The organism is Metamycoplasma cloacale, assembly GCF_900660735.1.
Lineage (GTDB): Bacteria > Bacillota_I > Bacilli_A > Mycoplasmatales > Metamycoplasmataceae > Metamycoplasma > Metamycoplasma cloacale.
In genome coordinates, this window is sequence record NZ_LR215049.1 from 435,713 (window position 1) to 460,795 (window position 25,083).

The window sequence follows — 25,083 nt, forward strand, 5'->3', positions numbered from 1 at the left end:
GAACTTTCTTTTGAACTAGTAGATTTTGTTGTCTTCTTTTCTGGTTTTGTCTCAACAGTTTTTTCTTCTTTAGCTTCTTCTTCAATCATGTTGATTAATTCATCACCTGAAGCCAATTCAGAAACTTCGATGTAGAAATGTGATGTTCTTTTTAGAATTTGGTATGCTCTTCCTTGTGAGTGTGGTTGGTATCTTTTTAAAGTAGGTCCTTCATTTACAAGAAGTTTTGTAATGTATAACTTAGTTGCGTTCAAACCATTGTTGTTTGTTGCGTTAGCAATTGCTGAATTTAATAATTTTAGAAGAATTGGAGCAGCTTTTTTGTTGGTGTTGTGAAGAATAATTAAAGCTTGTGTGGTTGATTTATAACGAATTAAATCAGCTACTAATCTTGCTTTTCTTGCACTAATTCTTTGCATCTTAACTGATGCTTTAACTGTTTTGTTTAAAACTTCGTGTGTTGATTTCATAATTATTTTTTACCTTTATCAGCACCGTGACCAGTGAAGTATCTTGTAGGTGCAAATTCTCCTAATTTATGACCAACCATATCATTTGTAACGAATACATCAATGAATACTTTTCCGTTGTGCACTTGGAATGTTAAACCAACGAAATCTGGGTAAATAGTTGAACGTCTTGATCAAGTTTTAATTGGACGTTTTGGTGCTTTACCTTCAATAATTGCAACAACTTTTTTCATTAAGTGTTCATCAACAAATGGTGCTTTTTTTAATGAACGTGCCATTATTTATTATCCTTTCTTCTTCTAATAATAAATTGATTTGAAGCTTTCTTTGTTCTTCTTGTTTTCACACCAAGAGCTTTTTTACCTCAAGGTGTCATAGGACTTTTTCTACCGATAGGTTGGTGACCTTCACCACCACCATGTGGGTGATCATTAGGGTTCATAGCACTACCTCTAACTGTAGGTCTAATTCCTTTTAATCTATTTCTACCGGCTTTACCAATATTTACAAGTGAGTGTTCTGCATTACCAACTTCACCAATGGTTGCTCTACATACACCTAAGAATTTTCTAACTTCACCTGATTTTAGTCTTAGAATGATGTATTTACCTGTTTCATCTTTACCTAAAATTTGTGCAGATGAACCAGCTGAACGAGCAACAATTCCACCTTGTTTTGGTTGTAATTCAATGTTGTGTACAAATGTACCTTCAGGGATGTTTTTCAATGGTAATGAGTTACCGATTTGAATATCTACGTTTTCTCCTGAAATAATTTCTTGTCCTAATTTAATACCATTTGGACTAATAATATATCTTTTTTCACCGTCTTTGTAAGCAACTAATGAAATGTTTGCTGATCTGTTTGGATCGTATTCAATAGTTTTAACGATAGCAGGGATATTATCTTTATTTCTTTTGAAGTCAATTAAACGATAAAATCTCTTTAATCTACCACCGTGGTGACGGGTTGTGATTTTCCCTTGGTTGTTTCTTCCTGAATTATTTGGAAGTACAACTAATAAAGATTTTTCAGGTTTGTGTCCTGATAAGTTTGCTTTATAATCAAGAGACGACATATTACGGCGACCATTGGTATATGCTTTAAACTTTTTAATAGCCATAATAATTTTCCCTTCTTAAAAATATTGTTATCTTTTAAGATTATTTTTCTGATTTTTTAGTTGAAGCTTTTTTGGCGATTTTTTCAGCAGCTTTCTTTTCTGCTTCTGTTAATTCAACAGATTTAACTTCTTTTTCAGCTTCTTTTTCTTTGTGTGATTCTTTTTTAGCAGCTTCTGCTTCTTCTGCGAATAAGAAGATTTTTGAATCTTGTGTTAAGTAAACAACAGCTTTTTTAACTGCGTTTTTGAAACCTTGATATCTACCTAATTTAGCAGGTTTTTTATCGTAGTTCATAATGTTTACTTTTTCCACTTTTACATCAAAAATGTATTCAACAGCTTTTTTAACTTCGATTTTGTTGCAACGTCTGTCAACAGCGAATGTATAAACGTTATTTGTTGATCTAGAAATTTCTGATTTTTCAGTCAAAATTGGATATTTAATTACTTCATTAACATTCATTATTTAGCCATCCCTTCTAGATATTTAACGTCTTTTTCACTCATTACAATTACATCAGCAGCGATTAATTGTTCAACTGATAGTGATGTAACTTTAGTTACGTGAACGTTTGGTAAATTGTTTGCTGATTTAAATACGTTTTCGTTATCAGAAACGATTAATACATAGTTTAATAATGCTAAATTATCTTGTGCTAATTGCATTAATAATTCTTTTGTTTTTGGAGCTGTTAAATTGTATTCTTTAACCATAACAGCTTTGTCGTTTGCTAGTAATGTTAATGCTGAGAATAAAGCATTTTTTCTAGCTTTTTTATTGATTTTTAAGTTGTAATTTCTTGCAGTTGTTGGTCCAAATACTTTTCCACCACCAACGAAAATAGGGCTTCTTAATGAACCAGCTCTGGCATTACCAGTACCTTTTTGTCTTCATGGTTTTTTACCACTACCGCTTACTTCACCTCTTGATTTAGTTTTGTGAGTTGAGAAACGTCTTGAAGCTCTTTCTGATAAAATTGCATCAAAAATTGCTTGTGTGTAAATTTGTTTTAAACCGAAAACTGTGCTTGGTAATTTAACATCAACTGCAACTTTTGTTGTTGATGAAGTTTTCTTTACTTCAGGTAATTCATTTTTTGAAATTGTTGTTTTAACAGTTTTAGTTGATTTTGTTGTTGCTACTTTCTTAGCAGGAGTTTTCTTTACGGTTGTTGATTTTTTAGCTTCTTCCATAATTATTTGTCTCCTTCGTTTTGTGCTAATTCAGCTTCGTGTTTAGCAATAGCTTCATCTAAAACTGCTTTCATTTCTTTAACTGACATTTCCATGTTTAAATCAGCATTGTATTTTTTAGCTTGTTCAAACATTTCGTTTTTCAATAAAGCTTCTTTTAAGTTTAGTAATTCAATTGGTTGTTTTTTAACTGATGTTTTTCTTGCCTTCTTAATAACTAATAAAGCACCTTTAGCACCAGGAACGCTTCCTTTGATTACTAACATATTGTTTTCTTTATCTTCTTTAACAATTTCTAAGTTTTGAATTGTAACTTGTTCTGCTCCAAGGTGACCAGGCATTGTCATACCTTTTCATACTCTGTTTCCAGAAATGTCACCAATAGAACCTGTTTGTCTAATAGGTTGTGATCCACCACCACCACCGTGAGATTTAGGACCAATGTGTTGGTTTCATCTCTTAATGGTTCCAGCAAATCCTTTTCCTTTTGATATAGCTGTAACGTCTACTATTTCTCCTGCTTCAAATAATGAGGCATCAATAGTATCACCTAAGTTATATCCAGACATATTACGGATTTCTTTAACGAAGCGCTTAGGTGTTGTGTTAGCTTGTTTGAAATAGTTAATTTCAGGTTTTTTGATTGTTGATTTCTTTTTGTCTTCTAATGATAATTGAGTTGCAACATACCCATTTTTTTCATTAGTCAAAACTTTAGTAACAACATTTGGTTTAACTTCAACGATTGTAACAGGAATTAAATTACCGTTAGATGTAAATAGTTGAGTCATTCCAACTTTTCTTCCTAAGATTCCTTTCATGATTTTCCTTTCAAGTTATTTTTTGTTATTTTTAACGTTTTTAAAAGCAATATTTAATAATCGCTTTTAAAAAACAAAAGTCTGTTTTCAACAGAACTATTTAATGTTGATTTGTACACCAGCTGGTAATTCAAATCTTTTTGCTTTATCAACCAATGTAGGTGTCACGTCTTTTAATACGATTAAACGTGAGTGTGTTCTACTTTCGAATTGTTCACGTGATTTTTTATTAACGTGTACTGATCTCAAGATGGTGATAATTTCTTTATGTGTTGGTAAAGGAATTGGACCAGCAAATTTAACTTTTTCACTTTTAGCAAGTGCAATAATTTTTTTTGCCGCATCATCAACTTGATATGCATCGAAAGATTTAATTTTAATATTTAAATCCATTGTTTGTTCTCCTTGTTCTTAATATGAACTTAATCCACATAAATTGTTGATATCCGAGATGAACAACTAAGCTCGGAATACCATAACCTTATGTTTCATTATTGTAGTTGCGTTTTCAATTATATCAAAATAGATTTTTTTTACATAAATTTATATTTTTTATTTATAAAAGGGGCAGAAATGACCTAAAAATTAAAATGATTTTAAAAATTTTGACCTTAATAAGTTCATTTATGTTTTCTTTCTTTAAAATATCCTGAATTATTAAAAAATGATTTTTTAAAAAAATCCTCTCTATTTTTTGTAAATAAAGAGGATATATCATTAAACATTGTGAAGAGATTAAAACTAATTTAATCATTCTCTTTTTTAAAAAATTTGAGAAGTTATTTTAAAACTGGGTTATAAAAACCAATTGTTAATAAAACGATTCAAGGTTTTTGAGGTGTTGTTTTTCTTAAAACTATGAAAGCATAAATTATTTGAGTAATTCAAAAAACAACTAATAACACAATAGGAATAAATAATATAGCGTAAAACAAAAAGTATGAGAAATTTCCAGATTGACTAATAATTTCAATAAACAACATTGTAAATAAAATTACTGCAGTTAAGAATATAAAAATTTGTCTTACGATTGAATCAATTTTGTAATATTTAACTACATTAGTTTTAACTAATATTTCTTGATTTGTATTGTTCATTAAAACAAATCAAACACTTAAAATATTAACAAGTAAAAATGCATTTGTAACAACTAAAATATTTCCAATAAATTCATTAAATTGTGATGGAAAAATCACCATTAAAAATGAAATTACAAACGCAAAAAATGACACAAATACAATAGTTTTTATTCAATTAGCATTGAATTTATTTATTGAATTTTTATCATTACATTTTAATAAATAATTTAGTATTCCAATTATCAATAATGAAAGTATTGAAATTATTGAAATAATTATTCATGGTATCAATGTATTAATGCCTTTATTGATGATAATATTTGCTTCTAAAAACAAAGAATTTTTTAAACCATATATAAAATTTGTCATTCCAAAAATTACTATTAAAATAAATGACGAAATATTTAAAATATAATGTATTTTTTTATTCCGGCTTTTATTAAAAGATAAATCGTTTGTAAAACTAAAATAAGAATTATTCATTTATCTCTCCCCGTTGTAATAATATCTATTTTATTCAAATATAATTATTATAAATAATAATTTAACCTTTATTTCTAAAACCGAAAAATGACAATAATTCCAATAGATAACTCACAATAATAAAATAAAATTGTATTTTTAAATAAAGTTAGGGTAAAATTAATATACGTTATTTTTTAATATATTAAAAACGTTTTAAGATAATTTACAAAAACAATAATTTAATAAGAGGTGAAAAATGAAAAAAAATATTTTTGATACACAAGAATATTTTAATTTAATGGATAAATGATTTAGAGCGGCTAACTATATTAGCGTTGGACAAATTTACTTAAGAAACAATCCTTTGCTAAGAAAACCATTAACCGCTGATGACGTTAAATTATATCCAATCGGTCACTGAGGAACAATTCCTGGACAAAACTTTATTTACACACACTTAAATAGAGTTATTAACAAATACGATCTAGAAATGTTTTACATCGAAGGTCCCGGACACGGTGGACAAGTTATGATTTCAAACTCATATCTAGATGGTTCATATTCAGAAATCTACCCAGAAATCTCACAAAATGAAGAAGGAATGAAGAAAATGTTTAAAAGATTCTCATTCCCTGGTGGAACAGCAAGTCACGCTGCACCTGAAACACCCGGTTCAATTCACGAAGGTGGCGAACTTGGATATGCATTAAGCCACGCAACAGGTGCGATTTTAGATAACCCTAATGTAATTGCTGCAACTGTTATCGGGGATGGAGAAGCAGAAACTGGTCCACTATGTGCTGGTTGATTCTCAAACGCATTCATCAACCCAGTAAATGATGGGGCTGTATTACCTATTCTTCATTTAAATGGTGGAAAAATTTCAAACCCAACCATTTTAGCTAGAAAATCTGATGCCGAACTAAAGAATTACTTCATGGGAGCTGGATGAGATCCAATTTTCGTTGAAGGTAGTGACCCAATAGAAATGCATAAAATTATGGCTTCAAAATTAGATGAAGCAATTGAAAAAATTCTTGCCATCCAAACAGAAGCAAGAAAAAAACCTGCAAGTGAAGCAAAAAGACCAAACTGACCTGTTTTACTTGTTAGAACACCAAAAGGTTGAACTGGACCAAAAGAATGAAATGGTGAAGCAGTTGAAGGCGGTTTCAGAGCGCACCAAGTTCCAATTCCAGTAAGCGGTTTAAATATGAAACATGTTGATAAATTAGAAGATTGACTAAGATCATATAAACCAGAAGAATTATTTGATGAAAACGGAAGAATTTTAGAAGAAATTCAAGCATTAGCGCCAAAAGGTAATAAAAGAATGGCAATGCATCCTATTACCAACGGTGGAATTAATCCACGTGTGCTAAATCTAGGAAACTGAGAAGAATTTGCCCTAAAATTCGATAAACCTGGTTCAATTAAAAACCAAGATATGGTTCAATTATGCAAATGATTTACCCAATTAATTACCTTAAACAAAGACAATTTCAGAATCTTCGGACCAGATGAAACTAAATCAAACAGAATGTATGATGTATTCAATGTAACAAAAAGACAATGACTAGAACCATATGACACTAAATTAGATGAATGAATGTCACCAGAAGGTAGAGTTATTGACTCACAACTATCTGAACACCAAGCAGAAGGTTTCCTTGAAGGTTATGTAATTACAGGTCGTCATGGAATTTTTGCAAGTTATGAATCATTCTTAAGAGTTATTGACTCAATGTTAACTCAACATATGAAATGAATGAAGAAATCACTTGAATTGCCATGAAGAGCTGATTTCCCTTCTCTAAACGTAATTGCAACATCAACTGCATTCCAACAGGATCACAATGGTTATACTCACCAAGATCCAGGGATTTTAGGTCACTTAGCTGATAAAAGACCCGAATTAATTAGAGAATACCTACCTGCTGATACAAACTGTTTATTAGCATGTATGGAAAAATCATTTGCCGAAAGAAATGTTATTAACCTAATTGTTGCTTCAAAACAACCAAGAGATCAATTCTATTCAGTTGCAGAAGCGAAAGAAATGGTTGAAAAAGGTTACAAAGTTATTGATTGAGCTTCAAACGTTTCAATTAATGAAGAACCAGATTTAGTATTCGTTGCTTCTGGGGTAGAACCAAACTTAGAAACATTAGCGGCAATTTCATTAGTTAATAAAGCATTCCCAACTCTAAAAATTAGATTTGTAAACGTTTTAGATTTACTAAAACTAAGACACCCAAGCATTGATCCACGTGGAATTTCTGATGAAGAATTCAACAAAGTATTCACTAAAGATAAACCAGTTATCTTTGCATTCCACGGATACGAAGGTTTAATTAGAGATATCTTCTTTAACAGAGCAAACAGAAATCTAGTTGTCCATGGATATAGAGAAAATGGAGATATCACAACAAGCTTTGACATTCGTCAATTAAGTGAAATGGATCGTTTCCACATTGCTAAAGATGCAATTGAAAAAGCACTTGGAGACAAAGGAATTTCATTTATGAACGAAATGGATGCAATGGTGAAAAAACACACCGCTTACATTCGTGAATTTGGTTATGATTTACCAGAAATCATTGACTGAAAATGAGAAAATCTTAAACCTTTAAAATAAGATACAAATTTTGAAAATTGTGGTAAAATATTTTCAAGTTAATTAACAAATATACAAACTATTAATAGGAGCATATATGAAAAAAGACATTCATCCACAATATAAAGTAGTTAAAGCAACATGTACTTCATGTGGTGCTGAACACGAATTTGGATCTACAGCAGAAAAAATTTCTTTAGATGTATGTTCTAATTGTCATGCCTTCTATACAGGAGATCGTTCAACCGTTAAAGCACGTGGACGTGTTGAAAGATTTAATAAGATATTAGAAAAATCTAAAAATACTGCTAAATAGTAATAATAAAACCAGTCATTATTAAATTAAGACTGGTTTTTTATTTTTTAACGGCAATAATGGACAGAACTTGTAAATTGCATTGGTTCAACTGATTGATCTCATTTATATGAAAAATCTTTAGTTTTAATTTCCGCTTTTGCTGAAGTTAATGATTTAATAGCACCAATAATTGATGAAACAATTGATATTCCGGTTGGAATAAAACTTAAAATAGAACTAATTGTTGTTGCTGCAAAACCTGCTTGAATATCTCTTTTCTTTTCATTACTTAAAATTTTTAAATTATGCATTTTCCTCCTTTAATTTCAATGATAAATATAAACATATTTTTGAAAATGAAAATAGGAAAAATTTAGGAAACTAATACTATTTTTATAGTATTAAAAATACAATAACATAAATTTAAAAAGGTTTATAATTAAAAAGGTTATTTTATAACCGTGAGTTTAATATGAAAAACATTTTCAATAAAAATCTATTAATTTGATATCTATTATTAAATATTTTCGCAATTTTGATATATACATCAATTGCAAAAATTAACGTTTCATTAATAGCCGGCTATTTCGCTGGCTTGTTTGCTGTTATTTTTATAGTTTTAATGTTCTTAATAATCAGAAAATCTCTATATAAAAAGAATTTAGAAAAACAAATAAAAACAACCAAAACAATTTTGATTCTATTTATTGTTTTAATAAACATCTTAAAATTCGGAATTATTAGCATTTTTATTGGTTTAAACTATTATATAAAAAATCATTATTCACTAGATACTAACATTGGTTTGTACCCGTTTAATATGATTACTTTTACAACACCATATTTATTGTTCTTAATTAGTGTTGTATTCGTCGTAATTCAAGAACACATCTATAAATCAAATTATCAGAAAGGATTATATGGATAAAATTATTGGAAATATTAGTAGTTTTGGTCCGAATGAAGTAACAAAGAATCATATTTTCACTTTGATAGCTTTAGTATTTATTGTTTTTATACTTTCAATATTAATTTATATTGCAGTTAAAAAACAAAAGGTTGATAAGGCACCAAATGTTGGAATTATTATTGTTGAATCACTAATTACTACAGCAGACGATTTCGCCAATGACTTACATGAAAATCGTTTACAAAAAGCCAACCCATATTTTATAAGTATTTTTATCTTTATGTTTTTCGGAAATTTACTTTCACTATTTGGTTTGGAACCTGTTGGTTCTTCATTATCTGTAGTATTAGCTGCAACAATGGTTACTTGAATTACTACATTTATCATTGGAATTATTTACCAAAAAATTAAATTCCTATTGAAATATTTAAACCCACTTGAAATTGCCGGTAGTACATCACCATTAATTTCATTAACATTCCGTATGTTTGGAAACATCGTTGGTGGAATAGTATTAATTACTTTATTTCACACAGTTTTAAATACCATTTGAGTGAAATGAATCATTAAAGTGGCAGATGATCATCCCGGAGCTATAATTAATCCATTCGGAATATTATTAACACCATTTTTAAATTTATATTTTGATATTTTCGCTGGAGCAATTCAAGCTTTTGTCTTTATGATACTAACTGTCTCATATTGGTCACAGACAAGTGAAGTTGATGTCAAAGAAAAACACAAGAAAAAAATTAAAGAATGAAAATCAGAAATCATTAAAAAACGTCAAGAACGTTTACAAAAGAAAACACAATTAACTTAATTTAAGGAGTAAAACATGGAAAATTTAAATAATGTTATTAATTTATTTAACAAAGAAAAAATTAAAGGTGTAGAAGAAACTGGTGCATCACTAGCTTATGGACTAACAATGGTGGGTGCTGGTTTAGCAATTATGGGTGCTGGTTTAGCATCAATCGGTCAAGGTTTTGCAGTAGCAAAAGCAGTTGAAGCAATTGGTAGAAACCCAGAAGCACTATCAAAAATACGTTCTCTATTACTAATTGGTCTTGCTATCGTTGAAACGGCATCAATTTATTCATTCATCGTTGCATTACTATTAATCTTCGTTTAAAAAACTAAAATGAAAAATCTGAATATTTCAGAAGAGATTTCTAAAACATTTGATGGTTTATCATTTAACTGACCTTACTTTGTGTTTTCACTATTAACACTTGGTGTGGTTGTACTAATGATTACTTTACTTGTTTATAAACCTCTTAAAAAGATGTTAAAAAAACGTAAAGAATTTATCCAAAACAATATCGACGAATCAATTAAAGCTAAAGAAGATGCTTTAAAAATTCGCGAAGAAATTGATGGAAAAATAATTCAAGCAACTAACCATGCAACTGAAATTTTAAATAACGCTCGTTCAGAAAGTGAAAAAATCGTTACTATAGGAGCAAATGAAGCAAATAAAAAAGCTGAATTGATTCTAGAACAAGCAAACGTTATGATTGCAAAACGTAATGAAGAATTTGAAAAAGAGCAAAGAAAAATAATTATGGAAAGTGCTGTTGAAATTGCTAAAAAGATTCTAAAAAGAGAAATCAAAGATAAAGATAATTTAAAAATGATTGACGAAGTTTTAAATAAATAATTATGAAAGAACTTAACGACATAATATACAACTGATCATTTGCTCTCTTTGATTTAGCAAATGAAAAAGATGTGCTAGAAACAATAACTGAACAAGTTGTTGAAATCAATCAAACATTAAAGAAAAATAAAGATTATTTATCAATTCTAAATTCATATGTTATTGATTTAAAGACTAAATATCAATATATTGATGAAGCTTTTAGTTTTTATCATGAATACATAGTGAATATTATTAAATTAGTTGCAAAAGCAAACATTGGTAAATATTTAATTAATATTTTTCATAAATTTATTGAATTATCTAATCAAAAAATGAATATTACTCATGGAGTAATTTACACAGCAACTGAATTACAAGAAAAACAAATTCAAGAATTTGAAACAAAATTATCAAAGAAACTAAACAAAAAGGTTGTTTTAATCAACAAAATTGATGAAAGCTTAATTGCTGGAATCAAAATTAAAATTGGAGATTACGTAATTGAAAATTCAATTATTGATCAAATTAACAAATTAAAACAATACATCAACAATAAATAAAACGAAAGGAGGATTTATGGCAATCAAACCAAATGATTTATCAGCAATCATTAAATCACAAATTAGAGATTTTAATGAATCAATTACATTTGATGAAACCGGTAAGGTTATTACCGTTGGAGATGGAATTGCATTAGTAAGTGGTTTAAATAATGTTCAATACGGTGAATTAGTTAAATTTGAAGGCGGTAGTCTTGGAATGGCACTAAATTTAGAAGAAGACCTAGTTGGTGTTGTTGTAATGGGAGATGATCGTAACATCGTTGAAGGTGAATTAGTTGCACGTACTCACGAAGTTATTTCTACTCCAGTTGGTGATAAACTACTTGGACGTGTCGTTAATGCCTTAGCTAAACCAATTGATGGTAAAGGTAAAATTGAATACGATATCACTTCACCAATTTTTAAAATTGCACCTGGTGTTATGACAAGAGAGTCAGTTAACGAACCTCTACACACAGGAATTTTAGCAATTGATGCAATGATTCCAATCGGTAAAGGTCAACGTGAATTAATCATCGGAGATAGACAAACAGGAAAAACATCAATCGCAATCGATACTATTGTTAACCAAAAGGGTCGTGATGTACGTTGTATCTACGTAGCGATTGGTCAAAAATCATCAACCATTTCACAAATAGTTGATAACCTAAATAAACACGATGCATTAAAATACACAACAATTATTTCAGCGTCAGCTTCAGAACCAGCTCCTTTACAATATATCGCACCATATACAGGAGTAACAATTGCAGAAGAATGAATGGCAAAAGGTAAGGATGTTTTAATAGTATATGACGATCTATCTAAACATGCTGTTGCTTATCGTACATTATCACTTCTTCTACGTCGTCCACCAGGACGTGAAGCATATCCGGGGGATGTCTTCTATCTTCACTCACAATTGCTAGAAAGAGCTGCTAAATTAAATAAGGAACACGGTGGCGGTTCTATTACAGCTCTACCGATTATCGAAACACAAGCAGAAGATATTTCAGCATATATCCCAACTAATGTTATTTCAATTACAGATGGACAAATTTTCACTAAAGAATCAATATTCAACTCAGGTCAAAGACCAGCTATTGATATTGGTTATTCAGTTAGTCGGGTAGGATCTGCTGCTCAAACTAAATTAATGAAGAAAGTTGTTTCAAGCTTAAAATTAGAATTAGCGCAATATAATGAAATGCTAGCATTTGCTCAATTCGGAAGTGATTTAGACCAAAACACAAGAAACGTTCTAGAACACGGCGCAAAAGTATATGAACTATTGAAACAACCTCAATATTCACCTTATTCATTGACCGAACAAATCTTGATTCTATTCTGCAGTAAATATCGTTTAATCAATCCAATACCAAAAGAAGAAATAATCCATTACATTAAGGAATTACTAAAATTCTTTAAAAAGAATGCCAATGCAATTAAAGTTGCTACTGAATTAAAAAAAGCAAGCGATTGAAGCGAAACTTTAATTGAAGAATTATGAGAACAAATTAATAATTTTAATAAAGAGTTTATCGTTACAATTCCTAAATACAAATCAGAATTACATCTAGAAGTTCCTGAATTACCATGGAAAGCTTACAAAAAATAAAGCACCGGATTTCATCGGTAAATTCAACTAAAAAAATTACAAAAGCAATGGAATTAGTTGCTACTGCGAAATTCGCAAAAGTTAAAAGACAATTTAATGAAATGAACGACTATTTCCATTCAGTAGAAAAATTATTTCTAAATCTAATTCAACATTCAGAACAAAACATCGATGAATTACTTAATACACATGCATTAGCATTTGCTCAAAAAAGAAATTTATACATCGTGTTTGGAAGTGATTTAGGTTTATGCGGATCATATAATTCAAATATGATTAAAAAAATTAACGAAGTTGTAACTGATGATGATATATTAATCGTCATTGGTTCGAAACTATTAACTTTACTTAACAAAAGACCTAATACACATATAATTCAAACATTAACTCAAATCGGGGATAGTCCTGATTATGAAATAGCAAAAATTATTTCAAGCAAAATTTACGACGTGCTACAAATTTCATTGCTAAAATCAGTTAAATTGATTTATACAAAATATATCAATCCAATTACTGCAGATCCTGTTGTTAGAGAAATATTCCCAATTTCAATTGACACACTAGAGCGTGAAAAAAGTACAAATAATGAAAACAACCAAACAAAATTTATGCAATCACTAGAGACAACATTTGAACCTAATGCTGACAAAATTTTGGAAAGTTCATTTGTTATTTTCTTTGAAGCAATGATTTATCACGCATTATTTAATGCAAAATTATCTGAAATGTCATTAAGAAGAACCGCAATGGAACAAGCTTCAGACAATGCAGAAGAATTAATCGACGATCTACAAATTAAATACAATAGTTCACGTCAAGCAAAAATTACACAAGAAATTACCGAAATTGTCGGTGGTTCAAATTCATAAAGAAAGGAGCAATATGGCAAAGAGAACAATTAAAAAATCAGAAACATTTAAAGTTGCTGACAATCAAGAAAATATTGGTATTATTAGTCAAATCATGGGCGCCGTTATTGACGTTCGTTTCGAAGAAAATAAAGCCCCAAAAATGCTATCAGCTTTAGAAATTATTCAAGAAGATCCGCATGCTCCTGCACAAATTCTTGAAGTTGCGCAACACATTGGTAATGACGCAGTTAGAACAATTGCAATGAATTTAACAATTGGACTTAAAAGGGGAATGAAAGTTAAAGATCTAGGTCATCCAATTTCTGTACCAGTAGGTAAAGAAATTCTTTCAAGAATGTTTAATGTTCTAGGGCAACCTATCGACCAAAAAGATGATCACTTCAGCGAAAAAAATCCAATTCACCGTTCAGCACCAAGTTATGAAGAACAAAAATCTTCACTTGAAATCTTCGAAACAGGTATTAAAGTTATTGACTTATTAATGCCATACATCAAAGGTGGAAAAATTGGTTTATTTGGTGGAGCAGGTGTTGGTAAAACTGTTTTAATTCAAGAATTAATTAATAACATTGCAAAAGAACATGGTGGTTTATCTGTGTTTGCCGGAGTTGGTGAAAGAACTAGAGAAGGTAACGATTTATACCACGAAATGAAAGCAAGTGGTGTTCTTGAAAAAACGGCATTAGTTTTCGGACAAATGAACGAACCTCCTGGAGCTAGAATGAGAACTCCATTTACTGCTTTAACTATGGCTGAATATTTCAGAGATAACATGGGTCAAGATGTTTTATTATTCATTGATAACATCTTTAGATTTACACAAGCCGGTTCAGAGGTTAGTGCCCTGCTAGGTAGAATGCCTTCTGCTGTAGGATATCAACCTACCTTGGCAACTGAAATGGGTCAATTACAAGAAAGAATAACCTCAACTAACAAAGGTTCAATTACCTCAGTTCAAGCTGTATACGTGCCCGCCGATGACTTAACCGACCCAGCGCCAGCAACAACATTTACGCACCTAGATGCTAAAACTGTTTTAGATAGAGATATTGCAGCACTTGGAATCTATCCAGCTATTGACCCACTTGGTTCAAATTCGAGAATGATGGATCCAAATGTAATAGGTATTGAACATTACAATACTGCAAGAGCAGTTCAAAATATTCTACAAAGATTTAAAGAATTACAAGATATTATTGCAATTTTAGGAATGCATGAATTATCAGAAGAAGATAAGAAAATTGTTGCCAGAGCAAGAAGAATTAGAAACTTTTTATCACAACCCTTTTTCGTTGCTGAAAAATTCTCTGGAATTCCTGGCAAATACATTAAATTAAGCGATACTATTCATTCATTTAAAGAAATACTAAGTGGTAAATATGATGATTTACCAGAAGAAGCATTTTTATATGTCGGAACTATTGAAGATGCAATTCAAAAAGCTCACAAATTAGGTTATAATCAAAAATAATGACTTCAAATCAAATACACGTAATAATTAGTACTCCACATGGTATTTATTTAGATCAAAAGGCTAATATTGTTACTTTTAGAACAACAGAAGGTGAAATTGGATTAATGGCAGGCGCAACCTCATTTATGGCTGCTGTAATTCCTTCAATTATCCAAATCAATTGAAGTAATGCTTCTGATCATTTCAAACTGTATGTCGGAAATGGAATAGTTCAATTTCAAAATGATGTATTATCTTTCATCGTAAATGAAGTTTCTGATAAACCAATTGAAGAAGCTAAATTAAAACATAATGATGATATTTCAAAATATACAATTATTGAAGAAGTTAAAATCAAGAAAAACTTAGTTCAAAAGTAAACAACCTTATAACGTACATTTATTAAATGTGCGTTTTTATTTGTGTAAAATATAAATTGGAGGGGGATATTGAAGAAAATAAATTTAAATTTAATGTTTTTATGTTTGCCAGCATTAATTCCGCAAACAATAATTAGTGCGAAAACAAATAATAGTAATTCAGAAGAAGAAGAAGTTGATTTTAGAGCTAATAAAAATCCAGCAAATGATGGTACTTGCTGAATGAATGATGACTTTGGTGGACATAGTTATAATGGATGCGACAATAATGATAATGACAACAAAGAAATAAATGATAGCAGAAAAGAAGATATAGCTAAAAACAATAATAAAAAATGAACCAAAAGCAATGGTTTGGGAGATGATAAAATATACGTAGATTTTAACAATTGAGATTTACAATTCAATTTAAAATATAGTAATAGCGTTTATTTTAATACCACAACTATAGAACATTTTTCTAAAAAAGACTATGAATTAAAACCATTATACGATTTATTAACTTTAATAATATCAAGAAAAGATTCATATACATACTGTTTCTTAACTTTTGACATGATATATCGAAATCTTTTAATATCCTTTGTAAAAAACGAAACCGCTTGACTTAAAACGTCTACATTGGAAAATAAGAAAAAATATCATCAATCAGGAATAAGATTATTTTTTTACATAATGAATATATTTGAAAGTGATCCATTATTTGAAATTAATGTCCCTTTTTGATTTAAAATATTTTTCGAATCTATTAACATATATTATGATGAGGAAATTCTAAACAATTTAATAATAAAGAATTCTCATAATATTAATCATTTAAGTTTTAATGAAGATTATGTGGTTTCAAATATTAAACCAAGAACCATTGATATTGAGAATCAAAAAGAATTCTGGGAATTAAAAAAAGAATTAAATAACGATTTCTATAAAAATTTTGCTATCAATTCCAATTTAGCTAAATTTTTAGAATTAAGTGGAAAAATAGTCGAAAAAGCAATACCAATACCAATAAATGTTTTTTCTATATATTCTATAACAAAAGAATTATTGTTAAGTTTAAATGCTCTATTAGGAGAAGATTGAACTTCAGCTTGGCAAACAAACAGAATAAATTATTATATAAATTTCAAATATAAGGATAATTGAAAATTAGGCGATTGAAATCCGAGAAATAAAAAATTAAGAGAATATTTCAAGACACTTGATAGAATATTGAATCAAGCTGATAACAATGAATCGCTTAATATAAATGATTTATTGATCTTACTCGGTTCTACAGCAGTTCACTATAGAACAAAAATAAATTTTTTTGACAAAATAATTGAACATATATGAATGAAAAACAAACATGAATTTAGTAAAAATGGGTCAGAACTATATAATAAAATTAAAAATAAAATTTTTAAAAATGAAGCAATTGAAAATGCTAATTTCAGAATTGATTGTTTAAATTTCTTACCAAAACCACAATTATTAAATAATGGTTTCATTATTCAAAATAAAAACATTAAATATACTTGAATTTCTTACTATGCAGCATATTTAAACGGAGATATCTTAATTGATAAAATGAATGATAAATTAACATGATTTAGTGATGAAATTTTATATTTGTTAAATTGTTCAGACATGGCTATTTGAAAAGGCGCTTTTGTTAAAAATCTAAATGATAATAATTATAGAGTTTTTAACAATGATTTTCAAAATAACCAATGACGAAGAAATGTTTATTTTGCCACAAGAGATATCGCTGCACCTCCAATATTATTTCTAAATACTTTCTACAAAGATGAACTATTTAAACAACTATACAATGAACATAAGAAAGAACCCGACAGAAAAAAAATAATTTTAAAATATGATGCTATTAATAAAACTGTTTTTATTATCGACAATGAAAATTCGCCCATTAGTAAAGGATGATAATGAGAAATATAAAATTTAAATGATTTATAAATAAAATATGGTTTTTTATATTAACATTTCAAATCTTTCATATTACAGATTTATTGTATGTTGGCTTAACCCGAAAAAATAACTTTACAATTAATAATGTTTTAATACATTCACTACCTTTTTTTCTAATTAATTTAATCACAATACTTGTAATGTGACTTTTAGCATATAAACAACCAAGAACATATTTGTGAGCAAATAAAATTCAAGAAAATTCTATTTCTAGTTTAAATTTCTTTATTTACGAAAAAAAACTTTCATTTAAAACGAATAAAGATATTAATAATTTATATTTAAGTTCTGTTGAAAAAATTTGAAACAAGAAACTTCAAAAAATTTCTAACGAACGTTTAAAAAACAAAAATATTATTGATGTTTTTTATGTTTATTATATACATTGAATATCATGAGTTAATTTATTAATAAATTTTATTAATTTTGTAATAATTTTTCAATTTATAGATAAATACATATCAAAGTTAAATGATAGATTATCAAATGATTTAAAAGAAATGACATTAATAATATATATTACTATCTTTATATTTTATATGTTTAATATATTATCTTCTTCGATTTTTTTCACTCAAGAAGTTCAAGATATTCAAAAAATAATTAATAATGCTGATATATTAAATAAACATGCAAATAATGAGCAATTAAAAGATTTTGTTTTACTGAATGCGATTTCATATATTCCAAATACAAGAAAATCATTTTACTCAGTATTCAAATGATTAGAGCATTGACCTGCGGTAATAAAAAAAATAGTTTTATTATTAATAGAACCATCCAATATTTTAATCGACAAACTATTTATTCTTATTGAAAAATTCAAATCTTCTAACAATCCAAATATAACTATTCATAATCCTTCAAACAATCTTTTAACTTTATTAGAAAAGAATAAATTTGAACTAGAAAATAAAAATGATAAGGTTACAATATTCTTTAAAAAAGAAAAAGTTGAATATCCAGAATTATTTAAACTGATTCATAATGAAAGAAATTTACAAATAACAACAAATGATATATATTTCGAAAAGTTTTTAAACATTGTTCTTAAAGAAATTTATAACTCATCAATTGAAAAATTAAATTATAAAATAGTAGTTGAAAATAAATTAGACTGACAAGCATTTGATTATTTATAAAAAGGAAAGATGATGAACAAAAATATCCATAAATTTAATTTAAATACATTAATATATTCTATCCTTTCTTTTGGTATATTTTCATTCATTGAGTTCATATTATTATTTATTACGATTAACGTATTACCTTTAAGTCAAATATATAAAATCATTATATTATCATTTCTTACTATCGTTAATCTTTTAATTATAATAATTCTATTAACTTGTATTAATGAGAAAAGATTCCCAATTATTGAATATAAGAAAATAAATAAAAATTCAGTTTCCGCTTTGAACTACTATATAAATACAATCAAATCAAATAATGAAAATTACACCAATATTTACACTGATATTACTGATGAAATTTGACAAAAAAAATGTAATTATAATATCAGTTCTAAAAGAACATGACAATTAAACCTTGTAAATATATTGCTAGTATGTTGGTTCGCTTGGATACAAACCATTATATTACTAACAATATATATTTCTTTATTGTTAGCCCCATTGAAACATACATCTTCACTAAAAGAACCAATATTTATAATAGGAATTTCTTCAACCGTATTTTATCTGATTAGTGCCTTAATTACTACAACAATATTTTTTGTAAAAATTAAAAATAGAAAATTAACTATAACAAACTATAATCTATTAAACAACAATGTAAATACGGATGAACTTGAGAAATATATACTGTTAAATGCAATTTCTTATCTCCCACAAACTAAACATCAATTATGTGCGAAAATTAATTTCACTAATACTGTTAAAAGTTCAATCGCATTGAATGTTTTAACATTTGCTGACCCGAAAATTATTTTTGATATAAATCTATATAAAATCAATGAAAATTTTAGCAATTCAAAAAATCCTATTGTTACCATAACAAATCCAACAAATGAATTAATAATCAAACTAGAAAATTCAGGTTTATATTTAATTAAAAATAATGATGAGATTCAAATTACATTTAATAAAAACCACGTTGAATACCCGAAATTATTTAAAATCATTTATAATGAATACAATTTAAATATAAGTACTAATGACAAATATTTTAGTCAGTTCTATTCAATAGTATTAAAAGAAATTTACAAAAGTTCTTTAGAAGAAAAGAAATGTAATATATCAATTAAAAATCAACTTCAATGACAAACACAAAATTATTTTAATAAAATAGTTTTAAAATCAAAAAATATAACTGGGTGTGATAAACAAAATTAACATTATTATATAAGGCATTTAAAAAACAACATAAATAATGTATAAGAGCATTACATAATGCTGTTTTTTATTTTTTCTTTGCATAAATGCAGGTCATTTGCAAAAAAAATATTTAAAAATAAATAAAATTATTTATGAATCGACATAGGAGATTTAATGAAAAACAAGAAAATTTGAACATTATTTTTAGCAATGACAGTTCCAGCTGCAACAGGAGTTATAGCTGCGTCATGTGATAAAACAAAAAATTATGAAGCAGAATTACAACAACTAGCTTCAAATATAACAGCGGATGTAAATAATAAAGAAACTATTACATCATCAGAAGTAAATAAAGAAGCAATCATTTTAACATACAATACAGAAAAATTGAACGTTAATATCGACTCAATTCAAACAGGTAGTGGTAAAGTTACTGTAAATTTAGTTGTTTCTTTAAAAGAAAAAAATGAACTTAAAATTTCAAAAACGATTGAAATTACAGGATTTGTCGATCTTGAATATTCAAATGATTATCTAAATTCTGTAATTATGAATATTGAAGCTCTATGCAATGAAAAAGCAAATATTGAACTAAAAGACGTTACTGAATCTAATATTACTTTTTCAAACTTAAATGAAAAACTATATCAAATCAAAGATTTATCAATTGAACATTTAAGTAAAACCAACCAATTAAAAGTAAATTACAAAATTGGTTACGTCAAAAACGATAAACAAGAATTTATCTCAAGAGAAAAATCAACATTAATTGATGGATTTTTAATTAGCAATGAACACATTAATAATTTATTGAATTCATCTGCTACTTCATACACATTAATTGACGTATCAACAGGCATGGAAGCACAACCTAGAACTTTTGAGATTTCATACTTTGCAATTGACGATGGTACATTTGATTTAAGACTAAACAATGAAGAAATGTTTGTTCCTAATAATTTAGAAGTGTTATTTAAATATGACTTTGATATTAACAATGAAACTTTTGATGGAAACAACGTAAAAATGAAAGTTTCATTGAAATACAATGAATATACAACACAAGAAAAAGATCTATTATTAAACCACAATTATTTAGCAGGAATTAATAAAGATTTTATTGAAAAATACTTACATTTAACACTTGACTATACCGGTAAGGATGAAAAAATTGTAACAGACTTTGTAGTTGATCAAGCCATTACAGACGCTGATACTATTGCTAAATTTGCTATGAAATTTAGAGTTAACGATCAAGATATCGATGCGACAAGTTATCTTGCAAAATGAGGTTTATCAATAACCAAAATAACACCAGTACAAATTAATATCGAAAACAATAACGAAGTTACATTTGATGTTGTTATAACTAATGATGGAACAATAGGCTTGCCAAGTGAAGAAACTTATGAATTTAAGATCAATAACTTCAAAGCAGTTCCAGAATTAAGCGATGATCAAATTAATGAATTTATTAGCAAATTAAAAGTTGAAACTAGATTATTTAGTGATGAAATATCATCAAACCTTGACAAAGCAATTCTTTACTACACAGAATCAGGACAAATAGACGATAATGCGGTTGAGGTAACTGATGAATTACTAGCCCAACACGGAATTAAAAGATATAACAAAGAAAGTATTTATTCTTCAACATGAAACGTTGAAACAAACAAACTAGAAACTACTATTAATATTTGAACATCTCAAAGTGAAACTCCAACTGTTTTACAAAACGATATTATTACAGGTGGTCCACAATTTGAAGCATACATTAGTGAATTAAATATTCAAATTCAAAACAAAGAAACTAAAACAGCTTCAGATATTACTTATCAAGATCTAGGTATAACTATAAAAGCAAATACAGCATTAACAACACCACATGATTTCATAATTTATTTAAGCATTAAAACAAATATTAAATCTACTGAAGAAACTGAATTATGAAAACAAGGTAAGAAAACACTTGAATTTGTATTTAGAAATAATATAACTGGTCAATTATACAAATACAACAAGGTTATAGAAGGTCTTAAACCTTATGAAGAAGGAAATACTGAATTTGATTTAAAAGCACAAAATAACCAACTTGTTTCAGGAACATTAGCACCAGAAGCACTTGTAAAAATTGAAGAATTATTTACAGGAGCAACTACAGATGAATATACTAATGGGTATATCAAATATGTAAAAGAAACAGGCGGTAATATTAAGCTTTTATTTGGACCCTCAAAATCTAAAGCTTCAAATGAATTTATAGGATTAACTTTCGATAGTGATTTTCTAGCAAACTTTGCGGCATCTAAATTGCTTTTAGCTAAAGAACACTCAAGAGCATCAGGCCAAAAAGCATTCGCAATAACTAGAGAAAGAAATGAACAAGGTACATTTACATATAGTATTTACTTCAAACTTTCAGATACTCAAGCAATTCCTTATTCAGTTAAACTAAATTAAAGATTAAAAAATGAATTAGTGCAATATCTAATTCATTTTCTTTTTTACAGTCCTGAAATAATTTTATTAAAATTATATTAGGAGATTTTATGAAAAAAGAAATTAGACAAATAGCTATTGCATCATTAGTTTTCAATATATTAGCCGTTATTGCCTATACAATCGGAATAATTACTGTTGTTGCTAGTGCTTTTATTGGTACAACTAAAGGATCTGCAACAATAGAATTATTAACTCTAAATCTTAAAACTATGTTAAGTTGAATTTCAATTTTTTCAGTTGTTATTCTTGTCTTAAATATTTTATTAGCAATTAAAATGCACAGAATTGGAGCTCAAGCACTTTTAATTTTAGGTATATTCTTCTTTATACCTTCATTCTTTATATTACCTAAAATTATTTCAGGTAACGAATTAATAAGACTATCTGCGGTAAAAGCAGAAGAAGAAATGCAAAAAACACTAGAAGATATTTGAACTCAAACAGAAAGCGTCAAACAAACCGAAGATCAAGAAAACGTAGAAACACAAGAAGAATTAGAAATTAATAAACCAGTTGTATCTGAAATAAATGATGACAATATAGATAAAAACTAACTTCTGTATAAATTAAAAAAATGCTTAATTAAAAGCATTTTTTTAATTTACTGAAGTAGGAGAAGTAGATATTTCAATTGAGTTATTATTCATATATAAATAAACAATTTGATTTTCTTTGAATTCTTCTTCAATGATTTTAATAGCTAATTTAGCTTCAATTTCTTTTTGAATAAATCTTTTAATAGGACGCGCGCCAAAGGCAGGATCATGGGCAGACTTAGCAATATATTTTAAAACATCTTCATTAATTTGGACATTAATGTTTTGATTATCAGCAATTCTTTTAATCAATTTATTTAATTCGAGTTTGGTAATTTCTTCAATAATATTAATGTTTAAACTATTAAATGGAATAATTTCATCAATTCTATTAATAAATTCTGGTTTAAATTTTAAAGCTAACATTGATTTCATTTTTGAACTACTAAAGTTATTCTGTAATATTTCTGTGCTTCCAATGTTTGAGGTCATAATAATTATTGTATTTCTGAAGTTAATAATTTTTCCTCTTGCATCTGTAATTTGACCATTATCTAAAATTTGCAACAATAAATTCAATATATCTGGATGAGCTTTTTCTATTTCATCAAACAATACAATTGAATATGGATTTTGACGAATTTTTTCTGTTAATTGACCACCTTTTTGTGAATCTACATAACCAGGAGCAGAACCAATTAAACGTGTGCTTGAATATTTTTCCATATATTCAGACATATCTAATCTGACTATGTGATTTTCATCGTCAAAAAGTGCTTCTGCTAATGCTTTAGATAATTCCGTTTTACCAACACCAGTTGGTCCTAAAAACATAAATGAACCAATTGGACGGTTAGGGTCGTTAATATTTGCTTTTGCACGAATAATTGCTTGACTTACTTGATGAATAGCTTCTGTTTGACCTTTAACACGTAAATTCAAGCTTTCTTCTAAATTTAAAATTTTATGTCTTTGAGATTCAAGTAATTTAGTTACTGGTATTCTTGATCATTTAGAAACAATGTTAGCCACTTCTTCTGCATCAACTGTTTCTTTTATTAAACGATTCTTACGGCTGTTTAATTTAACTTCATATTCAGTTAAATTCTTTTCTAATTCAGGAATTAAAAAGTATTTAATTTTTGAAGCTTGTTCATATTTACCTTCATTTTGCATCAAAATCAATTTATTTTTTAAATCATCTAAATTTTCTTTAATTGAACTAAATTTTTGAATATCTTCTTTTTCCTCTTTTCATCTTAATTCAAGATTCTTTTCTTTTTCTTTTAATATATTTAGTTCACTATCAATTTCTGATAATCTTTCTTTTGATTTAGTAGATAATTTTTCTTCATCTTTCAAAGCAACTTTTTCGATTTCTAATTTAGCAATTTGCAATTTAATTTTTTCTAATGGTTCTGGAATGTAATTCATTTCAGTTTTAATATTTGAAGCCGCTTCATCAATTAAATCAATTGCTTTGTCGGGTAGAAAACGATCTGAAATATATCTTGCAGATAAATTGGCCGCTGCAACTAGAGCTTCATCTTCAATTTTTACTTCATGAAATGTTTCATATCTTTCTTTAATTCCTCTTAGAATAGTAATCGTATCTTCGACGCTAGGTTCTGCAATATATACTTTTTGCATTCTTCTTTCTAAAGCTGGATCTTGTTCGATATGTTCACGATATTCATCTAATGTAGTTGCACCAATTAAGTGCAATTGTCCCCTTGCCATTAGAGGTTTTAATATATTCGCTGCATCCATATCGTTTTTGCCAGTCGAACCAGCACCTACTAACATATGAATTTCATCAATGAATAAAATAATTTCACCATCTGATTTAACAACTTCATTGACTATTTTTTTCAAACGTTCTTCAAATTGCCCCCTAAATTCAGTACCAGCTAAAATTGAAGGTAAATCTAGTTCAATAATTTGTTTATTTTTCAAATTTTCTGAAACTTGACCTTCAACAATTTTTCTTGCTAAACCTTCAACAATCGCTGTTTTACCAACTCCTGGTTCTCCAACTAAAACTGGGTTATTTTTAGTTTTTCTTGACAAAATACGTACTAATGAACGAATTTCATCATCACGATTTATGACGGGTTCTAATTTATTTTGACTAGCAAGTGATGTTAAATTTCTCCCAAATTGTTCTAACATTTCTTTACCTGATAGATTTGGTGTATATGATGCTTGCATATTTCATACCTCCTATTTTTTTGAACAACTTACTATATATTTT

Annotated in this window: 25 protein-coding genes and 1 pseudogene; 16 read left to right on the forward strand and 10 right to left on the reverse strand. The window is 27.9% G+C overall.

The genetic code is table 4. The features are described 5' to 3' along the window. Positions 1-95: 95 nt before the first annotated feature. The 8 genes and pseudogenes from rplV to EXC28_RS05765 all read right to left on the reverse strand — a co-directional run. Positions 96-470: pseudogene (gene rplV, locus EXC28_RS03020) on the reverse strand (50S ribosomal protein L22); the annotation flags it as partial. Positions 471-472: 2 nt separating this feature from the next. After that, positions 473-748, reverse strand: a complete 276-nt coding sequence (gene rpsS, locus EXC28_RS02025; RefSeq protein WP_029330399.1) for a 30S ribosomal protein S19 — start codon at positions 746-748, stop codon at positions 473-475. Next, entirely contained in the window at positions 748-1,593 is an 846-nt protein-coding gene (gene rplB, locus EXC28_RS02030; protein WP_029330398.1) for a 50S ribosomal protein L2, read from the reverse strand. Before rplB ends, rpsS begins: the two co-directional genes overlap by 1 nt. Positions 1,594-1,633: 40 nt before the next feature. Then, the gene (rplW, locus tag EXC28_RS02035) at positions 1,634-2,056 is read right to left on the reverse strand and encodes a 50S ribosomal protein L23 (RefSeq protein WP_029330397.1); all 423 of its coding nucleotides are present in this window, start codon (positions 2,054-2,056) and stop codon (positions 1,634-1,636) included. Continuing rightward, positions 2,056-2,787: a 50S ribosomal protein L4 gene (gene rplD, locus EXC28_RS02040; protein WP_051622586.1), complete on the reverse strand. Its 732-nt coding sequence runs from the start codon at positions 2,785-2,787 to the stop codon at positions 2,056-2,058. The genes rplW and rplD overlap by 1 nt, the downstream gene beginning before the upstream one ends. 2 nt (positions 2,788-2,789) lie before the next feature. Beyond that, positions 2,790-3,608: a 50S ribosomal protein L3 gene (rplC, locus tag EXC28_RS02045; protein ID WP_029330393.1), complete on the reverse strand. Its 819-nt coding sequence runs from the start codon at positions 3,606-3,608 to the stop codon at positions 2,790-2,792. Between the two features lie 96 nt (positions 3,609-3,704). Beyond that, positions 3,705-4,001 carry a 30S ribosomal protein S10 gene (gene rpsJ, locus EXC28_RS02050; protein WP_029330391.1) on the reverse strand — a complete coding sequence of 99 codons (297 nt, stop codon included), beginning with the start codon at positions 3,999-4,001 and terminating at the stop codon, positions 3,705-3,707. A gap of 386 nt (positions 4,002-4,387) precedes the next feature. Next, on the reverse strand, positions 4,388-5,056 hold the full coding sequence (locus EXC28_RS05765; RefSeq protein WP_129695087.1) for a hypothetical protein: 669 nt from the start codon (positions 5,054-5,056) through the stop codon (positions 4,388-4,390). A 352-nt stretch (positions 5,057-5,408) separates the two neighbouring features. Between EXC28_RS05765 and EXC28_RS02060 the strand changes: the two genes are divergently transcribed. Further along, positions 5,409-7,790 (forward strand): phosphoketolase family protein, encoded by a 2,382-nt coding sequence (locus tag EXC28_RS02060; protein WP_112541170.1) that lies wholly within the window; start codon positions 5,409-5,411, stop codon positions 7,788-7,790. Between the two features lie 76 nt (positions 7,791-7,866). Next, on the forward strand, positions 7,867-8,085 hold the full coding sequence (rpmE, locus tag EXC28_RS02065) for a 50S ribosomal protein L31 (protein WP_029330385.1): 219 nt from the start codon (positions 7,867-7,869) through the stop codon (positions 8,083-8,085). Positions 8,086-8,132: 47 nt separating this feature from the next. Here the strand turns inward: rpmE and EXC28_RS02070 are convergent, their stop codons facing one another. Then, a complete protein-coding gene (locus EXC28_RS02070; protein WP_051622584.1) occupies positions 8,133-8,378 on the reverse strand; it encodes a hypothetical protein in 246 nt (81 codons plus the stop codon). 161 nt (positions 8,379-8,539) lie between these two features. Between EXC28_RS02070 and EXC28_RS05770 the strand changes: the two genes are divergently transcribed. The 14 genes from EXC28_RS05770 (at position 8,540) to EXC28_RS05795 (ending at position 22,847) form a co-directional block, all read left to right on the forward strand. After that, the gene (locus EXC28_RS05770) at positions 8,540-8,995 is read left to right on the forward strand and encodes a hypothetical protein (RefSeq protein WP_029330383.1); all 456 of its coding nucleotides are present in this window, start codon (positions 8,540-8,542) and stop codon (positions 8,993-8,995) included. Continuing rightward, positions 8,988-9,800: a F0F1 ATP synthase subunit A gene (locus tag EXC28_RS02080; protein WP_029330382.1), complete on the forward strand. Its 813-nt coding sequence runs from the start codon at positions 8,988-8,990 to the stop codon at positions 9,798-9,800. Before EXC28_RS05770 ends, EXC28_RS02080 begins: the two co-directional genes overlap by 8 nt. A gap of 15 nt (positions 9,801-9,815) precedes the next feature. Then, the gene (locus EXC28_RS02085) at positions 9,816-10,112 is read left to right on the forward strand and encodes an ATP synthase subunit C (RefSeq protein WP_029330381.1); all 297 of its coding nucleotides are present in this window, start codon (positions 9,816-9,818) and stop codon (positions 10,110-10,112) included. A 9-nt stretch (positions 10,113-10,121) separates the two neighbouring features. Beyond that, positions 10,122-10,640 carry a F0F1 ATP synthase subunit B family protein gene (locus EXC28_RS02090; protein ID WP_029330379.1) on the forward strand — a complete coding sequence of 173 codons (519 nt, stop codon included), beginning with the start codon at positions 10,122-10,124 and terminating at the stop codon, positions 10,638-10,640. Between the two features lie 2 nt (positions 10,641-10,642). Continuing rightward, entirely contained in the window at positions 10,643-11,182 is a 540-nt protein-coding gene (locus EXC28_RS02095; RefSeq protein ID WP_029330377.1) for a F0F1 ATP synthase subunit delta, read from the forward strand. 16 nt (positions 11,183-11,198) lie between these two features. Further along, positions 11,199-12,782, forward strand: a complete 1,584-nt coding sequence (gene atpA, locus EXC28_RS02100) for a F0F1 ATP synthase subunit alpha (RefSeq protein WP_029330375.1) — start codon at positions 11,199-11,201, stop codon at positions 12,780-12,782. Beyond that, positions 12,761-13,651 (forward strand): ATP synthase F1 subunit gamma, encoded by an 891-nt coding sequence (atpG, locus tag EXC28_RS02105; RefSeq protein ID WP_029330373.1) that lies wholly within the window; start codon positions 12,761-12,763, stop codon positions 13,649-13,651. The genes atpA and atpG overlap by 22 nt, the downstream gene beginning before the upstream one ends. Positions 13,652-13,664: 13 nt before the next feature. Further along, positions 13,665-15,125, forward strand: a complete 1,461-nt coding sequence (atpD, locus tag EXC28_RS02110) for a F0F1 ATP synthase subunit beta (RefSeq protein WP_029330371.1) — start codon at positions 13,665-13,667, stop codon at positions 15,123-15,125. Then, complete coding sequence (locus EXC28_RS02115; protein ID WP_029330369.1) at positions 15,125-15,487, forward strand: F0F1 ATP synthase subunit delta/epsilon; 363 nt, start codon at positions 15,125-15,127, stop codon at positions 15,485-15,487. The genes atpD and EXC28_RS02115 overlap by 1 nt, the downstream gene beginning before the upstream one ends. Before the next feature lie 69 nt (positions 15,488-15,556). After that, the gene (locus tag EXC28_RS05775; RefSeq protein WP_129695088.1) at positions 15,557-17,413 is read left to right on the forward strand and encodes a hypothetical protein; all 1,857 of its coding nucleotides are present in this window, start codon (positions 15,557-15,559) and stop codon (positions 17,411-17,413) included. A gap of 182 nt (positions 17,414-17,595) precedes the next feature. Beyond that, positions 17,596-18,597 (forward strand): hypothetical protein, encoded by a 1,002-nt coding sequence (locus EXC28_RS05780; RefSeq protein WP_129695089.1) that lies wholly within the window; start codon positions 17,596-17,598, stop codon positions 18,595-18,597. 12 nt (positions 18,598-18,609) lie between these two features. Continuing rightward, on the forward strand, positions 18,610-19,809 hold the full coding sequence (locus EXC28_RS05785) for a hypothetical protein (RefSeq protein ID WP_029330362.1): 1,200 nt from the start codon (positions 18,610-18,612) through the stop codon (positions 19,807-19,809). Between the two features lie 156 nt (positions 19,810-19,965). Further along, a complete protein-coding gene (locus EXC28_RS05790; protein ID WP_029330359.1) occupies positions 19,966-22,251 on the forward strand; it encodes a hypothetical protein in 2,286 nt (761 codons plus the stop codon). Positions 22,252-22,340: 89 nt separating this feature from the next. Further along, a complete protein-coding gene (locus EXC28_RS05795; protein ID WP_029330357.1) occupies positions 22,341-22,847 on the forward strand; it encodes a hypothetical protein in 507 nt (168 codons plus the stop codon). A gap of 42 nt (positions 22,848-22,889) precedes the next feature. Here the strand turns inward: EXC28_RS05795 and EXC28_RS02145 are convergent, their stop codons facing one another. After that, complete coding sequence (locus tag EXC28_RS02145) at positions 22,890-25,040, reverse strand: ATP-dependent Clp protease ATP-binding subunit (protein ID WP_051622582.1); 2,151 nt, start codon at positions 25,038-25,040, stop codon at positions 22,890-22,892. Positions 25,041-25,083 lie beyond the last annotated feature (43 nt).